Here is a 20,367-nt window from a genome sequence, read left to right as displayed (position 1 = left end):
TGACGCGGGAATCTCTGTTATAACCAACTTTTCAGTAATCTATTCTACATTATACTGAATAAATTCTAAAAAACAACTTTTTAGTAGAAAAATCGTTAGATTTTTCCAATCAGTGTGGCAATAAATGCTTATAAAAAAGCCTCCAACGCAAACTGTTCTATATATTTTATATATTTGTATTATAAAAAAACAGCCCGGATTTTTCGTCCGGGCTATTCTGTATGCAAGCTAAAACCTAGAAAGCTGCCAGTGTTTTTTCAACGCGCTCGCAGGCTTTTTCTTTTCCAAGAATCCAGATTGAGCCAATAAGCGGCGGAGAAATGCGGCTTCCTGTAACAGCCATGCGCACAGGCATCATAAAGTCGCCAAGCTTTATTCCAAGCTCCTCAGCATATTTTTTTGCAAGGGCTTCCGCATCATCGTGGCTCATTCCAAAAATTTCAGAAACAAAAGACTTCGCCTTTTCAAGAACTTCCTTTGTCTTTGCCTCGTCAAGCTTCTTTGGAATAATCTCAGACTTTGCAGGAACAGCAGGCTCTGTAAACATAAAGCGGACCATTTCTGCGGCGTCTGTAAGGAAGTGCAGGCGTTCCTTTATAAGCGGCATAAGTTCCAAAAGTTTTTTCTTTACATCTGCGCTCGTCATGTTCATTGAAGAATCCAAACAAACAGGTTCGCCATCACTTCCAAGAGCAACACCAGAATATTCAGGACCAACCTTTGGCTTAGGCTGCGGATTTTCAGGATTAATTTCAAGGGAAGCGTCTCCAGTTCCTGTTATAAACGGCAATGTCCACTTGTAAAGCTCCTCGTCAGACAAAGCGCGGATATACTGGCCGTTGTACCATTCAAGCTTCTTGTAGTCAAAAACAGCAGGAGCCTTGTTCAAATGCTCAAGCTTAAAGTTCGCGGCAAGCTCATCAAGGCTGTAGATGTCGCGTCCGTCCTCGTAAGAGCAGCCCAAGAGAGCCACATAGTTTACAATCGCCTGCGGAAGGTAGCCTCTCGCGCGGAACTCATTAAGCGAAGTTGAACCATGGCGTTTTGAAAGCTTCTTTCCGTCTGAACCGTTAACCATTGGCAGGTGGCAGAATTCAGGATGCTCCCAGCCGAACGCCCTGTACATCTGAACGTGGAGCGGAGTTGAAGGAATCCATTCCTGGGCGCGCATAACGTGCGAAATCTTCATAAGGTGGTCGTCTACAATATTCGCAAGGTGATATGTCGGAAATCCGTCGCTCTTTAAAAGAACTGGATCAGGGGAAATGTCCTCGTTTTTCCAAACAATGTCGCCAAGAAGATGATCTGTAAACTTTGTCTCGCCTTCAAGCGGAACTTTTAGCCTTATAACGTAAGGTTTTCCGGCGGCAAGATTCGCCTTCACTTCTTCTTCTGTAAGGTGGCGGCAGTTTCTGTCGTATCCCGGTGGCATTTTGTTTTCTGTCTGAATCTTGCGGATTCTCTCAAGACGCTCTGAATCGCAGAAGCAATAGTAAGCCTCGCCTTTTTCAACAAGCTCCTGTGCATATTTTTTGTAAAGCTCAAACCTTTCGCTCTGAACATAAGGGCCGTACTCTCCGCCCTTGTCGCCGCCTTCGTCCCAGTCGATTCCAAGCCAAGCCATCGTGTCGTAAAGATTCTTCACATATTTTTCATCGTATCTTGTGCGGTCAGTGTCCTCAAGGCGAAGAATGAATTTTCCGCCCTTAGACCTTGCAAAAAGATAGTTAAAAAGCGCAGTACGCACACCGCCGATATGCTGCAGCCCCGTAGGAGAAGGCGCGTATCTAACACGAACTTCTTTGTTTTCCATAATAAATATAACCTCTAATAAATAATAAAAATATTCAAACTAGATACGCAGATTATACCGACTGAAAGAGTTTTACTCAATAACGAGCAGAACGCATCAGCACCCAGCAAGCAGATAAACATCGTCTCTAAAGACTTACAACACATTAATCAAATACTTGCAGAACTCTAAAATTAATTTAATTTTAAAGCAAAATTAAGTTAAAAACGAAACGAAATTAAGTTAAAATTAAACTTAAATTAACTTAATTTTACAGCCATCTAAGCAGTGTATATGAACATCGAAAGGCTAACGAGAAACAGCCGCAAGCACTGCTGCAAGGCGTAGAAGCATTGAAAAATTTCTGTGGAACTTTATGATTAAGTCTGCTATACTGTTGCAATGAATCTGATTGAGCTTAAAGATATTTCCAAAAACTACAAGATGGACAAAGTAATTGTAAAGGCTGTGGACAAGGCTTCTTTTTCAATAAAGAAAGGCGAATTTGCGGCGATTTCCGGCTCATCCGGCTCTGGAAAGTCCACGCTTTTGAACATAATCGGGCTTGTTGACCTGCCAACTTCCGGTACTCTGCTTTTAAACGGAAACGACATTTACGCGCAAACAAAGCTTTCTGAAGACACAAAACTTTCCGCCTCGCTAGACAAAAAGCTCACAGTTCTTAGAAGAAAAAACCTCGGATTTATTTTTCAGACATTCAATTTGATTCCAGTTTTAAATGTAAGGGAAAATGTGGAGCTTCCGCTTACGCTCGGACCTTCGTTCGCAACCGAAACCATGAACAAAAAGGAGCTTGACGAGTGGGTCGATTTTCTGATTGAAACGGTCGGACTTTCAGCATGGAAAAGCCACAAGCCTTCAGAACTTTCAGGCGGACAAAGGCAGAGGGTGGCAATTGCGCGCGCGCTGGCTACAAAAGCCCCGGTTATTCTTGCAGACGAGCCGACCGCAAACCTGGATTCCAAAAACGGAGATCAGATTCTTGAGCTTATGAAAAACCTGAACAAGGAGCTTGAGACAACCTTTATTTTTTCAACACACGACGCAAAAATTGTAAACATGGCAGACCACGTGATAAAGATTTCAGACGGAAAAATAATCAGCGCGTAGAAGAAGGTTTATATGGGACTTTTTAGATTTCTTGGAAATATTGTCTGGTTTATTCTCTACGGATTTATTTCCGGGCTTGCATGGCTTTTTATCGGGCTGCTTTGGTGCATTACAATTGTCGGCATTCCTGTAGGGATTCAGTGCTTTAAGTTGTCTTGCGTTTCGTTCTTTCCGTTTGGAAAAAACATTTTGCTTGGAACAAAAACAAGCTCTGTTATCCTAAACATTCTTTGGATTATTTTTGGCGGTCTTGAACTTGCGCTTGGATATTTAGCGGCAGGAATTTTGTTCTGCTGCACAATCATCGGAATTCCGCTCGGACTTCAGTGCTTTAAGCTTGTAAAACTTTCGTTCCTGCCATTCGGTGCAAAAATAGAAATCTGAAGTTCTATCTAGCAATAAAACTTTACTTCTCCAAAGATTTCTTTCCATTTTGAAATAATTTCAAAAGAACGCACTTCAATAACACGCATGAATTTGTTTAAAGTTACTGCCGGTATTTTTGAATTGTTATTTGCAAGAGAGCATTTTCCGTCTTTTGTTATCCAGATTTTTGTTGCATTTGGAAGAGGCTTTCCTTCTGCAATGTGAACATGAATTGGCTCAAGAGGCTCGCCTTCATTTGTCCAAAAATATACCCAATAAGAACCTAACTTAAAAATTTGAGGCATTCAGCAAGCCTCCAGTTTGAGAAAACTCTAATATAAGATGAGCTTCCGACTTTACAATATCTTTCAAATATTCTATTTCCTTTTCTGAATAGCCGTATATGCCTTCCCATTTTTGCTCTGGCAAATAGCAAGTAGCATGTTTAAAGCAAAGCTTTTCATCTGGTGTTTCCATATAGACTTTTACTTTTCCGTTAACCATTTCTGAATGAACAATTTCTGTTTCATCTGGCAATGTCATAAAAGGATACATCATTTTTTTCCTCCGTTACTTAATATAATAGCACAAATCTTTAAGAATTTTACCTTAATCTTTTTCCGGCTTGGTGAATTTGAAGAACTTTGGCGCTTTGTAGTCAATGTGCCAGCCGCCGTTGTAGAAGCCGTTTTCATTGGCAGTGGGGCTTACAAAGATTACTTTTGCAGGATTTTCTGTGTCGTATAAAAAAGTGTTTGAGCTCCAGTCTTTTTCTAAAAGCTCTCTTGAAAGTCCTTGGCCAAAAACTTTTTCCTTGGGAGTGTAAAAACTGATTTTGTATCTTCCTTTCTTTAAAAGAAGATGCATCGCCATTCCGCCGCAAAGATAATAAGAACGCTCATAAGAAATTCCTTTCTTTGGCTCGCTGATCCAGGAATAATTCGCCTTGGCTTTTGTGTAAGTTACATCTTCGCCAGTGTCGGCATCTTCAAGCTTTAAGTAGCAACGGGTTTCGTTTATCTGATAGCTGTTTTCGGGGCGGTAGATTATGAGCGACCAGGGATTATGGCGCACTTCATCTTCCGCATGAAGGAAAGTCGCATTCAGTAAAATCAAGAAAAACACAATGGGAAAAAGTTCAGCTTTATTTGTTTTCATTGCCTTTTATATTAAGTTTTTTCTGGTAAAAAATAAAGAACGCAAGATTCAAGGCGATTCCAAAAACTGTGGCTGTAGGAGCGGCAAGACCAATCATCGAAAGGCTCGCATCCGGCTGAACAGACATTATGTACGACATCGGAAGGCGAACAAGAAAAGACTGCGCAAGTCCCTGAATCATAACAAGCATAGTTGCACCGTGTCCGTTAAAATAGCCGATAAAACTAAAAAGCACAGAAGTTACAACAGCTTCAATTGCAAATCCGCGCAAATATTCATAAGAACGGCGGATTACATTTTCGTTGTCTGTAAAAATCGAAGAGACAAAATCGCCTTTAAAGAAAATCAGAATGAAAACAAAAATTCCTATAAGCGCGCCAATCGCCATTCCTGTAAGCATGGACTTCGTTGCCCGCCTTTCATTTTTTGCGCCCACATTCTGAGAAACAAAACTGGACATTGACTGCATGAGAGAACTTGGAACAAGCATTACAAACGCAACAATTTTATTTGCAACTCCGTAGCCAGAAGAAGCTTCAAGTCCAAGGCGATTTATAAAAGCAACAAGGCACATAAAGGATATTTGAGTCAAAAGCTCCTGAAATCCAATAGGAATTCCAATCTTTATTATTCCGCGCAGTTCCTCGTTAAAGCGCAAATCTTTTCTATTTATATGCACGAGTTTTTTTCTTCTGATTATAATTATAGAAAGCACAACGGAAACTGCCTGGGCCGCAACAGTTGCAATGGCAGCTCCGACGACATTCATTTTAAATCCTGCAATCAAAACAAGGTCGCCTGCAATATTCACGGCGCAAGCAATTCCCACAAAAAGCAGAGGACTTTTTGAATCTCCCAGTCCACGGAAAACTGCGCTGATTAAATTGTACGCAAGAATAAAAATAAATCCGGCTCCGCAAATTCTTATGTACTGAACTGTATGATTAACTGCTTCGGAAGGAGCCTGCATAAGAAGCGCGATCGGGCGTGCAAAAACAACAAGGCAAACGGTAAAAATAATTCCTGCGCACAAAAAGAAAACTATAGAACCTCCAATAACACGGCTGATTTTTTCAGGATTTTTTTCGCCCAGATATTTTGCGATAAGAACTGTAACAGAAGTTGCAAAGCCCGCAAGAACAAATGTAAAAAGGTTCATTATATTTGAGCCTGTGGAAACACCGGAAATTCCTTCCGTAGTTCCGAATCTTCCCACAACCATAATATCCACTGCGCCATAAGCAGCCTGAAGAATCAACGCACCAAGAATCGGAATCATAAAGCGCAGCATCTTTGAAAGAATCGGGCCGGATGTAAAATCATTCGCAGCCGTCAATTTATTTTCGTTCAACATGGAATATATTTTATTAAATCAAAAATTTGTTTCAAGCAACATAAAGGCTAATTTTTTGTTATTGACTTGAATATAAAAAAAAACTCCGTGTGGCAAAATATAATTAAACATATTCTTAAAAAATATTACAAAATTTAACGTTTTCCTGTTGACATTTTTTTTTATAAACTATAATATATCAAACATAAGCAATGCGGCAGTCGTATAACGGCTTATTACCCCAGCCTTCCAAGCTGGAGACGAGGGTTCGACTCCCTTCTGCCGCTCTCGGACCTTAGGTTTTCTAAGGTCTTTTTTTTTGCCTATTTAACTTGGATTTCTATTTTTTATAAACTGTCATCGCCGTGCTTGACACGGCGATCCAATGCAACTTTTCATAGATTATCAGGTCAAGCCCGATAATGACAGTAAAACATAAAATCTGAAATCTTGCTTTATTTGGAGGAAAGAATGAAAATAGCAGTAGCAGGAACAGGATACGTAGGACTTTCAAACGCAATTTTGCTTTCGCAGCACAATGAAGTTTTCGCAACAGATATAATTCAGACTAAAGTTGACTTAATAAACAGCAAAAAGTCTCCAATTGTGGACAAGGAAATTGAAGAATACCTTGCAAACAAAAAACTCAACCTTACAGCCACAACAGATGCAAACCTCGCCTACAAGGACGCTGACTTTATCATTATTTCAACTCCAACAAACTACGACCCAGAAAAAAACTACTTTGACACTTCTTCTGTTGAAGCGGTTCTAAAACTTGTAAAAGAAATAAATCCTGAAGCAACAGTTGTAATAAAGTCTACAATTCCAGTCGGATACACTGAAAAAATCCGCGCGGAAATGGGAATAAAAAATCTTCTCTTTTCCCCGGAATTTTTGCGCGAAGGACACGCTCTTTATGACAACCTTTATCCGTCAAGAATCGTTGTAAGTTTTCCAAAAGAACAGCCGGAATTAAAAGAAAAAGCCCAGCAGTTCGCTTCTCTTTTAAAAGAAGGCGCAATCAAAGAAGACATCAGGATTCTTTATCCAAACTGCACAGAAGCAGAGGCAATCAAGCTTTTTGCAAACACATATCTTGCCTTGAGAGTCGCATATTTCAACGAGCTGGACACTTATGCGGAAGTGCGCGGTCTGGACACAAAATCTATTATAGAAGGAATCTGCCTAGATCCAAGAATCGGAGACTTCTACAACAATCCTTCGTTCGGGTACGGCGGCTACTGTCTTCCAAAAGATACAAAGCAGCTTCTTGCAAACTACAAAGATGTTCCGCAGAATTTAATCCATGCGATTGTAGATTCAAATTCAACACGCAAGGACTTCATTGCAGAACAGATTATCGCAAAAAAGCCAAAAGTTGTGGGAGTTTTCCGCCTTACAATGAAAGCAAACAGCGACAATTTCCGACAAAGCTCAATTCAGGGGATTATGAAGCGCGTAAAAGCAAAGGGAATTCCTGTAGTTGTTTACGAGCCTTCTTATAAGGAAGAAGAATTTTTCGGTTCAAAAGTAATCAAGAATCTTGAGGAATTCAAGAAAAACTGCGATGTAATTGTTTCAAACAGAATGTCGCCTGAGCTTGCAGACGTAAAAGAAAAAGTCTACACAAGAGATTTGTATTCGCGCGACTAAGGCTTAAAGATGATTTTAATAAACGGAAACTTTCTTTGCAGAAACCTCACAGGAATTGAAAGATTCGCCTGGGAAACTTGCAAGCAGCTGGACTTAATCGTTTCAAAAGAAGACAACATTGCGCTTTATGCTCCTGCAAATGCAAAGTCAGTTCCAGAATACAAAAATATTAAAATCATCATGGCAAAAAAAAGCATAAAGAGCTTTCCGCTGTGGGACATGGGAACTTTTTCCGCAGCCTGTAAAAAACTAAAGGCAACCGGACTTAACTTTTCAAACACTGCCCCGCTTGGAAAAAACTGCGGATTTTCTTTTATACATGACATTTACGCAAAGGATTTTCCACAGGACTTTAAAACGTTCAAGGACAAACTCATAAGGCTTTACTGCCGCCTAAGCTACTGGAACATAGCAAAAAACGCAAAAAAAATCATAACGGTTTCGCAGTTCAGCAAAGAACGGATTCTAAAAGCATACAAAGTTTCGCCAGAGAGAATAGAAATTGTTCCAAACGGCTGGGATCACTTTAAGTCAATAGAAGCTGACAATTCCATATTTGAAAAGTTTTCGCAGATTGAAAAAGGCGGTTTTTACTTTACACTCGGAAGCCTTTCAAAGCGCAAAAATCTTAAATGGATTGCATCTTACGCAAAAAAAAATCCACAGGAAAAGTTTGCGGTTTCTGGAAAGGCAATATCCGGGCTTGTTCCAAAGGAGCTTGAAGACCTGCAGAGACTTCCGAATGTAACACTTTTAGGCTATGTAACAGACGGACAAGTAAAATCGCTGATGGAAAACTGCAAGGCGTTTGTTTTTCCTTCTTATTATGAAGGATTTGGAATTCCGCCGCTTGAAGCCCTTTCCTGCAAGACAAAAATAATAGTTTCAAAATCAGCAAGTCTTCCTGAAATATACGGAAATTCCGCCCATTACATTGAATGGGACAACACGGACTGCAACTTAAATGAGCTTTTAATGGAAGAAACAGAATCCCCTGAACCAATCCTTGAAAAATACACTTACAAAAATTCCGCTGAAATCCTAAAAAAAATCATAAAAAGTTAAAAAAAATCGCTAAAGTTAAGTCTCCGTTGTGCCGATAAGTATATTGAAAAACCATGACTGTTCAACTTCGTAGAAGACATCAGTCAGGCTATTCAATGTAAAAGATTGCAGATGTAGCCTTGTAATACAGATGTAGTCTTTTACAGCTTTAGACCGAAAGGATTTGGTCTTTATAATTCCATGGAGGAAAAATATGGTCATCAACCACAACATGTCCGCAATGTTTTCAAACCGTTCTTTAGGAGTAACTCAGGGTTCACTCACAAAGGACATGGAGAAACTTTCTTCTGGCCAGAGAATCAACCGCGCTGGAGACGACGCTTCAGGACTCGCAGTTTCTGAAAAAATGAGATCTCAGATCCGCGGATTGAACCAGGCTTCAAGAAACGCAGCAAACGGAATCAGCTTCATTCAGACAACTGAAGGATATTTGCAGGAAACTACAGACATCATTCAGCGCATCCGCGAACTTGCAGTTCAGGCTTCAAACGGAATTTATTCAGATGAAGACAGAATGCAGATTCAGGTTGAAGTAAGCCAGCTCGTAGCAGAAGTAGACCGCATCGCTTCCCAAGCGCAGTTCAACGGTATGAACATGCTCACAGGAAGATTTGCACAGGCTACTGGAGAAAACACTCCTACAGCTTCTATGTGGCTCCACATCGGCGCAAACATGGATCAGCGTATGTCTGTTTTCATTGGAACTATGACAGCTGCGGCTCTTGGAATGAGAGAAATTGGAACTGAAGAAGTTATGACAATTGCGGCTCCAAGTGATGCCAACCGCGCAATCGGAACTCTTGATGAAGCTCTTAAAATCATCAACAAGCAGAGAGCAGACCTTGGCGCATACCAGAACCGCCTTGACTATGCTGTAAAGGGACTTGATATTGCCGCTGAAAATACACAGGCATCTGAATCAAGAATCCGCGATACAGACATGGCTTCTGCGATGGTAGAATTCACCAAGAACCAGGTATTGTCACAGTCTGGAATTGCAATGCTCGCTCAGGCTAACAGCCAGTCACAAAGCGTCTTGTCTTTGCTCCAATAGTGTGATATACTGAATACAAAGAGCATGGAGTTTTCTATGCTCTTTGCCGTTTGCAGGTTTGATTTACTCTTCAACTTTGCTTTCTTTAATTGGATCTTTCCCGCAAAACCAGCTGTGCTTTTAGACACGGCTTTGCTTCGTTTTAGAAGCTGATCTTTGAAAATTCTGTTTTCCATGATTGTCTGTAACAGCATAGACGGTTGCTTAAATTTTTTACAAGGGAAATAAAAGCAACGGTTCCTGCTGTAAAAGGTCTAAAACTTCCGCCGGGGGCGCAAAAACCAGCGGAAAGCCTTTACAGACGGGCATTTTGCATGATGCATTATGTACGATTCATGGAGGACATTATTATGGTCATTAATCACAACATGAGCTCAATGTTTGCAAACCGCACATTGGGAGTTACTAATTCCCAGTTGATGGGCAACATTGAAAAACTCAGCTCAGGCGAAAGAATCAACCGCGCTGGAGACGACGCTTCAGGACTTGCAGTATCTGAAAAGATGCGCAGCCAGATCCGCGGACTCAATCAGGCTAACAGAAACATTCAGAACGGAGTTTCTTTCATTCAGGCAACAGAAGGATACTTGCAGGAAACTACAGACATTCTTCAGAGAATCCGCGAGCTTTCAGTTCAGTCTGCAAACGGAATCTACAGCGATGAAGACCGCATGCAGATTCAGGTTGAAGTTTCTCAGCTTGTAGCAGAAGTAGATCGCATTGCTTCACAGGCTCAGTTCAATGGAATGAACCTTCTTACAGGACGTTTTGCAGAGAATTCTGTAACAAACAATGTAATGACATTCCAGGTTGGCGCTAACATGGATCAGAGAGTAACAGCTTTCATTGGAACAATGACAGCACAGGCTCTTGGTCTTAAGGGAACTCAGGGTACTGACGAACAGATAAGCATCTCTACTCCAGATACAGCTAACATGGCTATCGGAGCAATTGACGCAGCTCTTAAATCAGTTTCACGCCAGAGAGCAGACCTTGGCGCATACCAGAACCGCTTTGAAATGGCTTCTAACGGTATCGCTGTTGCAGCAGAAAATATGCAGGGCGCAGAATCAGGAATCCGCGACACTGACATGGCATCTGCAATGGTTGAGTACACAAAGAATTCTATTCTTGCACAGTCAGGAACAGCAATGCTTGCTCAGGCAAACAGCCAGTCACAGAATGTATTGGCTTTGCTCCAGTAGTATTAGAATAACGGCGTAAGCTGTAACCGTGTTTTCTGAATAAGAGAAATCTGGATGTCTTCTTTTAGACAGCAAGCACGTAAGAGCGAGGAGGGGTGCGCCCCCTTCCCCTCTCTTCTTTTTATTTTTCAGGAGGAAATGTCCATGAATACAATCAGTATGAATGGTCAGACAATGGCAATGGATGGCCAGCAAGTCTACAGCGCTTTCTCTCCGCAAAAAGGAGAGGCAAAAGTTTCTGTAAAAGGAACTTTGCCAAATTCAGCTTCGGAAGTGCTTCAAAATTTTGAGGCTAGCCAGGCAGATTTGGAAGCGTCAGTGCAGGAGCTTCAGCGGCTTTCAGACATTGTTACAGGCCACAAACTGCATTTCAATGTAAATGACGAGCTCAACAGAGTTGTTGTAACTGTTGTAGACGCATCAACAAACGAAATTATCCGGGAAATACCGTCAAAAGATATACAGAGAATTCAGGCAAGAATGAAACATGCCATCGGTGTACTTTTTGATGAAATGATTTAATGGCAGACGGACTGAACATACCAGGCGTAAGCGACAAATACAAAACAAATGATCTCGTTGAATCCTTAATGGAAGTCGAGCGGATTCCTTTAAAGCGTGAGGAGTCCAATCTTGAGACGTATAAAAAACAGCAAGATGCCTGGCGTGGAGTCAACCAGAAAATGTCTTCTCTGCGCGATAGCGTAAAAAGCCTCTACTCTTTTGAAAATCCATTCAGCAATAGAATTTCTTCATCTTCGGAAGAATACGCGGTAACTGCCGATGCTGGACGAGAAGCGGAATTCGGCTCATTTAAAATAGAAGTTCTTCAGCCAGCCGCATCAGACAGATTTTTAAGCGATGAAATAGACAGCGATATGCAGGTAGCCCCGGGAAAATACACTTATTCCGTTGGAGAAAAAAAAATCGACTTTAACTGGAAAGGCGGAAAACTCAACGACTTTGTTACTGCCTTGAACCGCCGCGGAAACGACACAATAAAAGCAAGCCTAATTGGTGTAAGCTCAAATAAAAAATCACTTTTAATTGAAAGCTTAAAGACAGGCGAAGAAAACCGCCTTGTATTTGAAAAACAAGCACTTGACTTTGCAAAAAAAACCGGCATGATTTCCTCTGCAAAATCTGAAACCACAACTTTAAAATATTCTTCACTTTCTGCAAAAACGCCGGAAACAAAAGACGAAATCCACCAGGAAAAGATTCCGGCAATTTCAAAAAGCAAAGTAAAGGCAAGCGGTAACGACATTACAATAGAGCCAAGAGGCGGATTTGAGCTTGATCTTCCGTCTTCAATAAGAAAAAGCAGCTCTGGAAAAATAGAATTCTCATTCACTGAAAAAAAAGTGCAAGACATAACAGAAGAAACTGTCCAGCTCCCAAAAGAAAGCCTTGAGCTTCCGACTCCCTTGAGCGTTACTTATGAAGGAATCAGCGTATTCAATAACCCAAGCGATTCCACTCTTCCGCCGGCGCAAGAACAGCAGGAGCAAAAATCGCAGCCAGTTGAAATTTCAAGCAGCCAAGTGTTTTTTATAAAAGATTCAGACGGAAACGAAAAGCCTGTAGACGCAAAATATTTTTCAAAAGATTCAAGCGGAAAAACAAAAGTTTCCGTAAGCGTTTCAGACTTTCCAAACGCTCAGTCGCTTGTTGTAAGAAATTCAAACACAGGCAAAGAAATTTCAATGACCGCCCCGCTCTGCTTTGACGAAAAAAAATCGCTTGGATTTGAGCCAAGAAACGCAATTTCAACAGCGCAGGACGCAAAGCTAAAATATGAAGGAATCACAATCAGCCGACCGACAAACGACATTGACGACATAGTTCCAAATGTTACCCTGCACGTCCATGAAAAAACAGAAAAGCCCGCGAACATAAAAATTGAGCCGGACACAGAATCCGCAAAGGACGCGATTATAACTTTTGTGGGCAAATACAATCAGGCAGTTGCAGAAATGAATATTCTTTCTATTAATAAACCTGAAATTGTTTCCGAGCTTGACTACCTTTCTTCTGACGAGCAGGACAAAGCATACGAGCGGCTTGGAATGTTCCAAGGGGATTTTTCTCTTACAAACGGAAAGTCATCTTTGCAGCAGATTGTTTCTTCAAACTACAGGTTTTCTGATGACGCATCCGTTACAATGCTTTCGCAGATTGGAGTTTCTACAAATGCGAGCGGAGGCGCAAGAGGCTACAGTCCTTCGCAGATGCGCGGCTATCTTGAAGTTGATGAAAAAAAACTTGATGAAAGCTTAAAGTCAAATTTGAATCAGATAAAAAATTTATTTGGCTACGATTCCGACGGAGACTTGATTATTGATGATGGAATCGGGTACAAGATTGACAGGCAGCTTACTTCCTGGGTTCAGTCAGGAGGAATAATTTCATCAAAAACAAATTCACTTGAAACGCAGATAAAAAACTCAAATTCAAAAATCACTCGGCTTCAGACCCAGCTTGACAGAAAAGAAGCTGATTTAAGACGGAAATATGCAAACATGGAAGGCACTCTAAACAGCCTTGAAAGCCAGCAGTCCACAATGCAGAATTTTTCAAATCAAAATAACGGTAGAAACAGATAGGAGAAAATCATGGAACTTTTTGTAAACGGTGAAAAAATAGACATTACGCTTGAAGATGAAAAAACTGTAGGCGAAGTTTTAAAGTCATTTGAAAAAGAAGCTGAAAAAAGCGAAGCCACAACAATCGGTATTTTTCTAAACGGAAAAAAAGTTCTTGCAGACGATTTTGATGAGGCTTCAAAAACTCCGCTTGAAGAAAATACAAAAATCGAGCTTACAGTTTTAAGCAAGCAGGACGTAATCGATTCACTTGGAAAATCAAAAGACAAATTTTCTTCGCTTGCAAAAAAGCTTCCAGAAGTTCCAGTTGCGCTTCAAGGCGGAAAGGACAAAGAAGCAAACACTGTAATAGCGGAGCTTGCAGAAGCAATTGATGACTTTTGCCATACAGCGGCTTTAAGCGCATTGTTCCCGGAAGTTTATTCAAGCATTGTAATAGATGGAAAAAGCGTTACAGAATTTTTTGAAGAGTTTGCGCCGATTGCAGCAGACTTTGAGCAGTCGCTTGAAACAAAAGACACTGTAACTTCAGGAGACTTGTGCGAATACGAAATTGCGCCGCGTCTTGAGCTTATTGCAAAGGCCATAGAGGACGGCCTCAAAAAGTAAATCTTATGGACACAGGCTCACCTATTGAAGCACGTCTTGCTTCAGGCGGATTCGTATATTCTTTTGTCGCGTTTTTTATTATTATTGCCGTAGTTCTTGCGGTTTTGTATTTTTTATATTTAAAATACAAGTCATTCACAAAAACAAAAAAATGGATTGAAGCAAACAAAAACCGGGAAACAAAATTTTCAGATGTAAGAAAAATTGCGCACGAAGCAAATCTTGACAGCACAGAAAGAAAACTGCTATGGAGCATCTGCAAAACACATCATGCGCGCAACATTCAGTTTTCTTACCGTTCAGAAAATGAAATGCAAAATCTTTTTAAATCCGAATTCCAAAGAATGAATGCACAGAATCCGCGGAACGAAGAAAAAATTTCAGTTTTGTTTTCGTTAAGATACAAGCTTGAAAAACTTTACGACAGAAAACATTCCATAACTTCTACAAAATATTTAAGACCCGGACAGCAAATAAGAGTTTTAGATGAAAACCGCATTCCGCACGACGCAACAGTTCAAAAGAACACGCCAGAAGGTTTTTATATAGAAATTTCTGCGGAACTAAAAAATTGCAAGCCCAAGCCTCTTTCAAGGTTTATGATAAATTTTTCTTCTGCGACAGGAATGCTTTACCAATGCGTTGTAATGGCGGCGCGCTACGAAGATATTCCAAACGGAAAAGAGCTGCTTCTTATAACGCATTCTTCAACGCTCAAAGTAATACAAAAGCGAATGACAAAGCGGCAGGGAACAAACATAGAATGCCTTTTTTCCGCAGTAAAGGAAATTAAAGCCGGCCGAAAAACAAAATTTGAAGTTCAGCAAAAAAAGTACATGGGAACATTCATTGATATTTCCGCAGGAGGATGCAAAATTTCATGCGGGCTTCCAATTTCAAAGAATCAGTACATTCAGCTTTATTTTAAGCTGCCGGGACTTATTGAGCATCAGGCGCAAGGTCTTATTGTAAAGACAAAAAAATCCGTAGACGAAAAAACATTTGTGCTGTACATTAAATTTACCGATATTAATATAGCTGCAAGAAATGATATTTATGCGGCGATTTATGATTATTTTTGAGCTTGGAATTTAATTACAATATGAAAGTTTTAGAAATAAATTCAATACAAAAAGAAGACGGATACATTTATTACATTCATCATTACAAAGCAGTTGCAAAAGTAGAAGTTTTGTCTTCAATTATTTCAATACCAATAAGCTTCACTGTAGAAACAAATCCTTTGGGAATAAGAACTGTTGAACTTGATCCGCTTCCGGCTAAGCTTGACTATCCAGTTATTCCTATAACAAAAGCAATCAAGGCTCTTATTGATAAAATGGCGCAGGAAGGCTCTCTTCCGCAAGTCTAATGCAGCAGGTAAAAAAATGATTTTCCACACAAAATCTTCAACTGAAACAATTTCACTGGGAGAAAAAATCGGCGCGCTTTTAAAGCCAGGCGACATTCTTGCAATGACAGGAACACTCGCAGCAGGAAAAACAACAATAACAAAAGGAATCGCAAAATCCCTTGGAGTCAAAGACAACATAACAAGCCCCACATTCTGTCTTATAAGCGAATACGAAGGCGAAAAAATGCCGCTGTACCACATGGACGTTTACAGGCTTGAAGGCGAAGAAGACTTTGTAAACTTGGGCGTTGAAGACATGCTCTACGGAAACGGAGTCTGCATAATTGAATGGAGCGAAAAAGTAAAAAAAGAGCTTCCAAAAAAATCTATCATGGTTGAAATCACACCGCAGGAAGACGGAAGCCGCCAAATAAAAATAGAGAACTGGAACAACGGAAAAATCGACTGGAACGAGGAATAAAATGAAAGCTCTTGCAATAGACTGCGCAGTTACAAAACTTTCTGTAGCTGCAAAAAATGAAAGCAACACAATAAAACTTACACTTGATGTTGGAATGAAGCAATCAGAAAAACTTCTTCCCGCAATTGATTATGTGATGAAAGAAGCCGGACTTTCTGCAAAAGACCTTGACTACACGACAGTTACGCTTGGTCCTGGAAGTTTTACAGGGCTTAGGCTTGGACTTAGCGCGCTCAAGGCAATCACGCTTTCAAACAATGTTCCGCTTTATGGAATTCCATCTTTGGAAGCTTATGCCTGGCCTTATAGAAAAGCGATTGAAACTGTTCTTCCTGTAATAGAAGCAAAAGAAGACGAGTTTTTCTATTCATTTTATATCCGCGGTGAAAAAATCAGAAACGAAGAAGATTCAGAAATTGAAGAAATCTTAAAGCAGATTGACGCGGAAAGCTCTGTTCTTGTTTGCGGACCTGGAGCAAAAACATTTGTCGAGCGGACAAACGAAATAACACCGCTGTATTCCCTTCACTGCTTTTGCCCGGAAAACGACTGCTGCGAAAGTCTTTTTGAAATTGCAGAAAAAATGATTGCAGAAAAGAAAGAGCCTTTAAAAGACTATGACGGTCCGCTGTATGTAAGAAAAAGCGAAGCTGAAATAGTCCTTGAATCAAAAAACAAAAACTAATATTTTCTAGTAAAACAATCAGCCAAAAAGTTTTCCGAGGCGTTCCATTGAAATCTGTGAAGCAGCCGCTTTGTTTTCTGACTGGATCGCTTCAAAAACTTCTTGACGGTAAACTTTTACATTGCTAGGAGCTTCCACGCCGATTTTCACTTGGTCGCCTTTTACATCTATAAGCGTAATTACGATGTCATCTCCGATGCGGATTTTTTGATCTATTTTTCTTGAAAGGATAAGCATTACTTTGCCTCCTTTCGCTTTAACGCTTCAAGAATATTGTGCTTTGTTGTGTACTTTGAGCCGTCAAGAATAGCCTGCATGCACTGATGATTTTTTTTGTTGATTATAAGCGGTCCCTGAAAATTTGCAGTTACCGCGCTGCCATCATCAGGAACAGTTACAATCGTAAGAACCATTACATCAGCAGGATCTTTTATGCCGATTTTTAAAAGCTCGCTGTCATCAATTTCAGCCTCATAGTCATCTGTAATTAAAAAAGGATCTATCAAAAGAAACGCAAGATTTTTTTCCTGCAGCGACTGAAGCCACATAAGCGGCTCGTATTCACTGTCCACAAGAGCAAAATCTGTATATTCTTCAAAGCCAAAAAGCCCGGAAGGAATAGAAATTAACCTATCGTTGGAAATTTCAACACAGCCTTTAGTTTTTGTTTCTACCAGCATAAAAAATCCCTATGAATATTTTTAAATACTAAAATCCTAGCGCATATAATTGAGCAGTGTGCTTGAATACATTTTTCCCGCATTGCTCATTGTAGCCTGATTGACATATTCCATCATCTTTAAATCTGTAATGGCTTCTGTCAAATCAATATCGCCTTCCCTGCTCACAAGCTGAGTAACATTCACATTGTTTGTCTTTGAACGCTCAACGTTATTCATTGCACGCTCATAGTCGCTTCCTGATTTTGCAAGGCGAGTTGTAAGATTATTGATTCCGTAATCAAGAGTTCCAATCACGCGGCTTCCAATTGACTCCTGGTCTCCCTTGAGCATAGAATCGCGAAGAGCAATAACAGCGTCAAACAAAGATCCGCCGGAAACTTTTACAGCAGAAGTGTTCACATTGTAAGGCGGAAACTGACTTGAATCCTCAATCATTCCCATGTCTGCCAAAGCACTGCCTATTTTATCTTCCATCCAAACCTGATGAGAATCTGTAGTAGAAAGCGACAGTCCCTGTGAAACAGGATCTATCGAAGCCTTTACAGCAATTCCAGAGTTGTTTATTTTTGCGGCAACAGCATAAACATTGTCGCCGGATTTTATAGCAATGTCCGCGCCGTCAATGCTTATAACAGAATCTTCCAATGCCTGCCAAGAAGTCAAATCTCTTTGACCTATAAGATGCTGAGGCTCTGCCCAGAATGTTTTTGTTCCGCTGTTGTCAATCTGAAGATAAGCGTTTTCATCAACTTCGATTTTATTAATTCCGTTGTTTCCCTTGTAATTTACTTTTTCAATAAGGGCTTCATCAGAGCCTGGAATATTTCCCATTACAACATCAAATGCCGCGCCTTTTGTTCTTGTTCCAGCAAAAAGAGTATTTCCGTCTGGTCCTACAGCGTTCGCATTTTGAATTAATTCCTTTAAAAGCTCGTTGACTTCAACTGCCATGTTTTTTAAGTCTTCGCCGGTGTAAGTTCCGTTCGCGCCGGTAATAGCAAGTTCTCTGACACGGTGCATAATCTGCAGATTCTGATTTATATAGCCTTCCCTAACATTCATCTGGTCTGCAAGAGTCTGGGCATTTTTTTCAAACTGATTTACACGTCCCAAAAAAGACTGATAGCGCACAAGATGTCCGGCTGCAATCGGATCATCACGAAGACTTCCGATTCTACTTTGAGTTCCAATCTGGCGGTTCTTTATTGCCTTGTTCACTTCTTGTTTTCTAAGCTGATACTGGGTATCTGTATTATTGAACTGTGAGCTGATTCTATGCATATTCTACCTCGCTTTTAAAATAACTCAAACTCCAAGACGATTAATCAACGTATCAAGAAGTTCATCCTGTACCGAAATAAATTTTGCGGCAACATTATATCCATGCTGAAACTTTATTATGTCAGCAAGCTCTTCATCAATGTTAACTCCAGAAATACTGTCGCGCAAATCTCTTAAATCGCCCATTATTTTATTTTGAGTCGCAAGCTGATTTTGCGCCTGCTCTCCTTTTAACCCAACGTTGGTTATAGTGTCAGCAAAATAGTCATCAAATGTGCGCTGGCTTCCAATCATTATTTTTGTATTTCTGATTGCAGCCATTTCCACTGCGGCTCTTCCGTCGCTAGGTTCTGCGAATCCCTGGGAATTTTTAAATGCGGCTGCAACACTTGAAACATCATTTTGAATAAGTCCGTTTACTTCGATATATGCAGACGGATTCAAAACTGAAGAAACCGCGAACTGCGCTCCAGCAAGAACATCAACCGCATTCGCACGGTTAAAGTCATAAGCATTGTCCGCACCGCTTCCCTGTAAAATCCCAGAATACCCCGTAAGGAACATTCCAGAATCTTCAACGTGGCGAATAACAAAGTCGGGATTTTCCATTCCGCTAGAAGAAGTCGCCTTTAAAACAAGACAATTGTTTCTGTCAAGATAAGCCTTTACCTCTCCGTTGGAATCGTTAATTCTGTTTATAACATCTTCAACTGTATCTGTTGAAAAATAAGCGACATCAATATTTCCGTTTGCGCTGTTAATTGTCATTGTTCCAGAAAGACCAATCTGCTCCTGCGGCTTAAGCGCATTTGTTCCTGTCATGCGGAAAATATAAGAAGTGTCTTCTACACCGTCGCCATTTCTGTCATAGTTTCCGTTTACATTTTCAACAAAATCATGCTGAACAAAAAAATCCAAGCCTGTTACATTGTTTTTTCCAATAGCATTTCTGTGAACGTCATTTACCAAGTCTGCAAAATTAAGAGCCATTGTGTTCAAAGACTGAATTTCTCCGCGGATGTCCTTATCTCGAAGCTCCACCAAAGCTCCGAGTGTTCCGCCGTGAAACTCCGCATCAAGCTTTGTATCAGACCACATAAGTTTTCCGTAGCCGTTATTGTCAAGCTGGCCGACAGTTTCTATCTGGCGCGCAAGGCTTCCCTGGACAATAATCTGTCCGTCCGTGTGAACCATAAATTCATCAGGATCTTTTTGAGTAACAGTAACATTAATGATAGATGAAAGTTTTTCAACAAGCAAATCACGGCGATCCATAAGATCATTCGGATTGTCTCCAAGACCTTTGCTCCTTACAATTTCACCATTGACAGAAGCAATCTGGCGTGAAAGATCATTCACCTGCTTTACAACCGCTTCAATATCGCCGTTTATCTGATCTCCAATTCCACGCAAGCTCTTGTACTGCTGCTGAATTGAATTTGTCAAAGTCTGTCCGCGCACAACAACAGCAAGACGTGCCGCATCGCTTTCAGGATAAGTAGAAAGCTCCTGCCAGCCTTGCCAGAACTTGTCCATGTTTGTTCTTACAGAAACATCGTTAGGCTCATTGTAAACAGATTCAATCATTGAATAATATTTGTCACGAGTTTCCCAGTAAGACTCAACATTTTTCTGCTCAACAATGCGGCTTTCCAAAAGCTCGTCTTTTATTCTGTTTATGCTTTCAACATCGCAGCCTTGTCCTATCTGACCTGGAACCATCGCGCGTTCCAAGTCCGGGCGGTAAATCGGCTCAAAGGATTTTACAATCACACGCTGCCTAGAATAACCTTCAGTATCCGCATTTGAAATATTGTGGCCGGCAGTCTGAATCTGAGTTGAATGAGCCATAAGGCTTCTTTTTCCAATTTCTATTCCTGCAAAAGAATTCGCCATAATTCCACGCTC

The 20,367-nt window shown here is 40.5% G+C and carries 22 protein-coding genes and 1 tRNA gene; 14 read left to right on the top strand and 9 right to left on the bottom strand.

What is annotated here, in order from left to right; translation table 11 throughout:
* Positions 1-235 precede the first annotated feature (235 nt).
* Positions 236-1,813 (bottom strand): glutamate--tRNA ligase, encoded by a 1,578-nt coding sequence (gene gltX / locus Q0N70_RS04465; protein WP_294014268.1) that lies wholly within the window; start codon positions 1,811-1,813, stop codon positions 236-238.
* A 381-nt stretch (positions 1,814-2,194) separates the two neighbouring features.
* Between gltX and Q0N70_RS04460 the strand changes: the two genes are divergently transcribed.
* Both Q0N70_RS04460 and Q0N70_RS04455 read left to right on the top strand, forming a co-directional pair.
* Positions 2,195-2,923 carry an ABC transporter ATP-binding protein gene (locus Q0N70_RS04460; RefSeq protein ID WP_294014266.1) on the top strand — a complete coding sequence of 243 codons (729 nt, stop codon included), beginning with the start codon at positions 2,195-2,197 and terminating at the stop codon, positions 2,921-2,923.
* 12 nt (positions 2,924-2,935) lie between these two features.
* A complete protein-coding gene (locus Q0N70_RS04455) occupies positions 2,936-3,307 on the top strand; it encodes a YccF domain-containing protein (protein ID WP_294014264.1) in 372 nt (123 codons plus the stop codon).
* An 8-nt stretch (positions 3,308-3,315) separates the two neighbouring features.
* Here Q0N70_RS04455 and Q0N70_RS04450 read toward each other — a convergent pair whose 3' ends face one another.
* The 4 genes from Q0N70_RS04450 to Q0N70_RS04435 are packed head-to-tail and all read right to left on the bottom strand — an operon-like array spanning position 3,316 to position 5,801.
* Positions 3,316-3,594 carry a DUF4160 domain-containing protein gene (locus tag Q0N70_RS04450; protein ID WP_294014262.1) on the bottom strand — a complete coding sequence of 93 codons (279 nt, stop codon included), beginning with the start codon at positions 3,592-3,594 and terminating at the stop codon, positions 3,316-3,318.
* Positions 3,578-3,847, bottom strand: a complete 270-nt coding sequence (locus Q0N70_RS04445) for a hypothetical protein (protein WP_294014260.1) — start codon at positions 3,845-3,847, stop codon at positions 3,578-3,580. Before Q0N70_RS04445 ends, Q0N70_RS04450 begins: the two co-directional genes overlap by 17 nt.
* A gap of 51 nt (positions 3,848-3,898) precedes the next feature.
* Complete coding sequence (locus Q0N70_RS04440) at positions 3,899-4,447, bottom strand: hypothetical protein (protein ID WP_294014258.1); 549 nt, start codon at positions 4,445-4,447, stop codon at positions 3,899-3,901.
* On the bottom strand, positions 4,434-5,801 hold the full coding sequence (locus Q0N70_RS04435) for an MATE family efflux transporter (RefSeq protein WP_294014256.1): 1,368 nt from the start codon (positions 5,799-5,801) through the stop codon (positions 4,434-4,436). The genes Q0N70_RS04440 and Q0N70_RS04435 overlap by 14 nt, the downstream gene beginning before the upstream one ends.
* Before the next feature lie 193 nt (positions 5,802-5,994).
* On the opposite strand from Q0N70_RS04435, the gene Q0N70_RS04430 reads away from it, so the two are divergent.
* The 12 genes from Q0N70_RS04430 to tsaB all read left to right on the top strand — a co-directional run bounded on the left by Q0N70_RS04430 (position 5,995) and on the right by tsaB (position 16,495).
* Positions 5,995-6,067, top strand: a tRNA-Gly gene (locus Q0N70_RS04430).
* A gap of 184 nt (positions 6,068-6,251) precedes the next feature.
* Positions 6,252-7,436: a nucleotide sugar dehydrogenase gene (locus Q0N70_RS04425; RefSeq protein WP_294014254.1), complete on the top strand. Its 1,185-nt coding sequence runs from the start codon at positions 6,252-6,254 to the stop codon at positions 7,434-7,436.
* Between the two features lie 9 nt (positions 7,437-7,445).
* On the top strand, positions 7,446-8,501 hold the full coding sequence (locus Q0N70_RS04420; RefSeq protein WP_294014252.1) for a glycosyltransferase family 1 protein: 1,056 nt from the start codon (positions 7,446-7,448) through the stop codon (positions 8,499-8,501).
* 193 nt (positions 8,502-8,694) lie between these two features.
* A complete protein-coding gene (locus Q0N70_RS04415) occupies positions 8,695-9,555 on the top strand; it encodes a flagellin (protein WP_294014250.1) in 861 nt (286 codons plus the stop codon).
* Positions 9,556-9,905: 350 nt separating this feature from the next.
* Complete coding sequence (locus Q0N70_RS04410) at positions 9,906-10,760, top strand: flagellin (protein ID WP_294014248.1); 855 nt, start codon at positions 9,906-9,908, stop codon at positions 10,758-10,760.
* 144 nt (positions 10,761-10,904) lie between these two features.
* Positions 10,905-11,282 carry a flagellar protein FlaG gene (locus Q0N70_RS04405; protein WP_294014246.1) on the top strand — a complete coding sequence of 126 codons (378 nt, stop codon included), beginning with the start codon at positions 10,905-10,907 and terminating at the stop codon, positions 11,280-11,282.
* Positions 11,282-13,366, top strand: coding sequence for a flagellar filament capping protein FliD (gene fliD, locus Q0N70_RS04400; protein ID WP_294014244.1), 2,085 nt, complete (start codon positions 11,282-11,284; stop codon positions 13,364-13,366). The genes Q0N70_RS04405 and fliD overlap by 1 nt, the downstream gene beginning before the upstream one ends.
* Before the next feature lie 9 nt (positions 13,367-13,375).
* Positions 13,376-13,975, top strand: coding sequence for a hypothetical protein (locus Q0N70_RS04395; RefSeq protein WP_294014242.1), 600 nt, complete (start codon positions 13,376-13,378; stop codon positions 13,973-13,975).
* A 5-nt stretch (positions 13,976-13,980) separates the two neighbouring features.
* Positions 13,981-15,057 carry a PilZ domain-containing protein gene (locus tag Q0N70_RS04390; protein WP_294014240.1) on the top strand — a complete coding sequence of 359 codons (1,077 nt, stop codon included), beginning with the start codon at positions 13,981-13,983 and terminating at the stop codon, positions 15,055-15,057.
* 20 nt (positions 15,058-15,077) lie between these two features.
* Positions 15,078-15,347, top strand: a complete 270-nt coding sequence (locus Q0N70_RS04385) for a hypothetical protein (RefSeq protein WP_294014238.1) — start codon at positions 15,078-15,080, stop codon at positions 15,345-15,347.
* Positions 15,348-15,363: 16 nt separating this feature from the next.
* Positions 15,364-15,810 (top strand): tRNA (adenosine(37)-N6)-threonylcarbamoyltransferase complex ATPase subunit type 1 TsaE, encoded by a 447-nt coding sequence (gene tsaE, locus Q0N70_RS04380; protein ID WP_294014236.1) that lies wholly within the window; start codon positions 15,364-15,366, stop codon positions 15,808-15,810.
* Between the two features lies 1 nt (position 15,811).
* On the top strand, positions 15,812-16,495 hold the full coding sequence (tsaB, locus tag Q0N70_RS04375; protein ID WP_294014234.1) for a tRNA (adenosine(37)-N6)-threonylcarbamoyltransferase complex dimerization subunit type 1 TsaB: 684 nt from the start codon (positions 15,812-15,814) through the stop codon (positions 16,493-16,495).
* A gap of 18 nt (positions 16,496-16,513) precedes the next feature.
* Here the strand turns inward: tsaB and csrA are convergent, their stop codons facing one another.
* The 4 genes from csrA to flgK are packed head-to-tail and all read right to left on the bottom strand — an operon-like array spanning position 16,514 to position 20,355.
* Positions 16,514-16,732 (bottom strand): carbon storage regulator CsrA, encoded by a 219-nt coding sequence (gene csrA / locus Q0N70_RS04370; RefSeq protein WP_013701584.1) that lies wholly within the window; start codon positions 16,730-16,732, stop codon positions 16,514-16,516.
* A complete protein-coding gene (gene fliW, locus Q0N70_RS04365; protein WP_294014231.1) occupies positions 16,732-17,175 on the bottom strand; it encodes a flagellar assembly protein FliW in 444 nt (147 codons plus the stop codon). Before fliW ends, csrA begins: the two co-directional genes overlap by 1 nt.
* A 36-nt stretch (positions 17,176-17,211) precedes the next feature.
* Positions 17,212-18,459, bottom strand: a complete 1,248-nt coding sequence (locus tag Q0N70_RS04360; RefSeq protein ID WP_294014229.1) for a flagellar hook-associated protein 3 — start codon at positions 18,457-18,459, stop codon at positions 17,212-17,214.
* 24 nt (positions 18,460-18,483) lie between these two features.
* Positions 18,484-20,355 (bottom strand): flagellar hook-associated protein FlgK, encoded by a 1,872-nt coding sequence (gene flgK / locus Q0N70_RS04355; protein ID WP_294014227.1) that lies wholly within the window; start codon positions 20,353-20,355, stop codon positions 18,484-18,486.
* Positions 20,356-20,367: the final 12 nt, after the last annotated feature.

The organism is uncultured Treponema sp., from assembly GCF_945873775.1.
Classification (GTDB): Bacteria; Spirochaetota; Spirochaetia; order Treponematales; family Treponemataceae; genus Treponema_D.
This window is presented reverse-complemented; position numbering and strand designations above follow the sequence as displayed.

What these genes read in the sequence shown, in the direction of transcription:
- Q0N70_RS04360 (WP_294014229.1), bottom strand. Translation starts at nt 18,459, where the DNA reads ATGCATAGAATCAGCTCACAGTTCAATAATACAGATACCCAGTATCAG.
- Q0N70_RS04390 (WP_294014240.1), top strand. Translation starts at nt 13,981, where the DNA reads ATGGACACAGGCTCACCTATTGAAGCACGTCTTGCTTCAGGCGGATTC.
- Q0N70_RS04435 (WP_294014256.1), bottom strand. Translation starts at nt 5,801, where the DNA reads ATGTTGAACGAAAATAAATTGACGGCTGCGAATGATTTTACATCCGGC.
- Q0N70_RS04385 (WP_294014238.1), top strand. Translation starts at nt 15,078, where the DNA reads ATGAAAGTTTTAGAAATAAATTCAATACAAAAAGAAGACGGATACATT.
- Q0N70_RS04405 (WP_294014246.1), top strand. Translation starts at nt 10,905, where the DNA reads ATGAATACAATCAGTATGAATGGTCAGACAATGGCAATGGATGGCCAG.
- Q0N70_RS04420 (WP_294014252.1), top strand. Translation starts at nt 7,446, where the DNA reads ATGATTTTAATAAACGGAAACTTTCTTTGCAGAAACCTCACAGGAATT.
- Q0N70_RS04425 (WP_294014254.1), top strand. Translation starts at nt 6,252, where the DNA reads ATGAAAATAGCAGTAGCAGGAACAGGATACGTAGGACTTTCAAACGCA.
- csrA (WP_013701584.1), bottom strand. Translation starts at nt 16,732, where the DNA reads ATGCTTATCCTTTCAAGAAAAATAGATCAAAAAATCCGCATCGGAGAT.
- Q0N70_RS04445 (WP_294014260.1), bottom strand. Translation starts at nt 3,847, where the DNA reads ATGATGTATCCTTTTATGACATTGCCAGATGAAACAGAAATTGTTCAT.
- tsaB (WP_294014234.1), top strand. Translation starts at nt 15,812, where the DNA reads ATGAAAGCTCTTGCAATAGACTGCGCAGTTACAAAACTTTCTGTAGCT.
- Q0N70_RS04460 (WP_294014266.1), top strand. Translation starts at nt 2,195, where the DNA reads ATGAATCTGATTGAGCTTAAAGATATTTCCAAAAACTACAAGATGGAC.
- Q0N70_RS04415 (WP_294014250.1), top strand. Translation starts at nt 8,695, where the DNA reads ATGGTCATCAACCACAACATGTCCGCAATGTTTTCAAACCGTTCTTTA.
- Q0N70_RS04395 (WP_294014242.1), top strand. Translation starts at nt 13,376, where the DNA reads ATGGAACTTTTTGTAAACGGTGAAAAAATAGACATTACGCTTGAAGAT.
- fliD (WP_294014244.1), top strand. Translation starts at nt 11,282, where the DNA reads ATGGCAGACGGACTGAACATACCAGGCGTAAGCGACAAATACAAAACA.
- Q0N70_RS04410 (WP_294014248.1), top strand. Translation starts at nt 9,906, where the DNA reads ATGGTCATTAATCACAACATGAGCTCAATGTTTGCAAACCGCACATTG.
- tsaE (WP_294014236.1), top strand. Translation starts at nt 15,364, where the DNA reads ATGATTTTCCACACAAAATCTTCAACTGAAACAATTTCACTGGGAGAA.
- Q0N70_RS04440 (WP_294014258.1), bottom strand. Translation starts at nt 4,447, where the DNA reads ATGAAAACAAATAAAGCTGAACTTTTTCCCATTGTGTTTTTCTTGATT.
- Q0N70_RS04450 (WP_294014262.1), bottom strand. Translation starts at nt 3,594, where the DNA reads ATGCCTCAAATTTTTAAGTTAGGTTCTTATTGGGTATATTTTTGGACA.
- flgK (WP_294014227.1), bottom strand. Translation starts at nt 20,355, where the DNA reads ATGGCGAATTCTTTTGCAGGAATAGAAATTGGAAAAAGAAGCCTTATG.
- gltX (WP_294014268.1), bottom strand. Translation starts at nt 1,813, where the DNA reads ATGGAAAACAAAGAAGTTCGTGTTAGATACGCGCCTTCTCCTACGGGG.
- Q0N70_RS04455 (WP_294014264.1), top strand. Translation starts at nt 2,936, where the DNA reads ATGGGACTTTTTAGATTTCTTGGAAATATTGTCTGGTTTATTCTCTAC.
- fliW (WP_294014231.1), bottom strand. Translation starts at nt 17,175, where the DNA reads ATGCTGGTAGAAACAAAAACTAAAGGCTGTGTTGAAATTTCCAACGAT.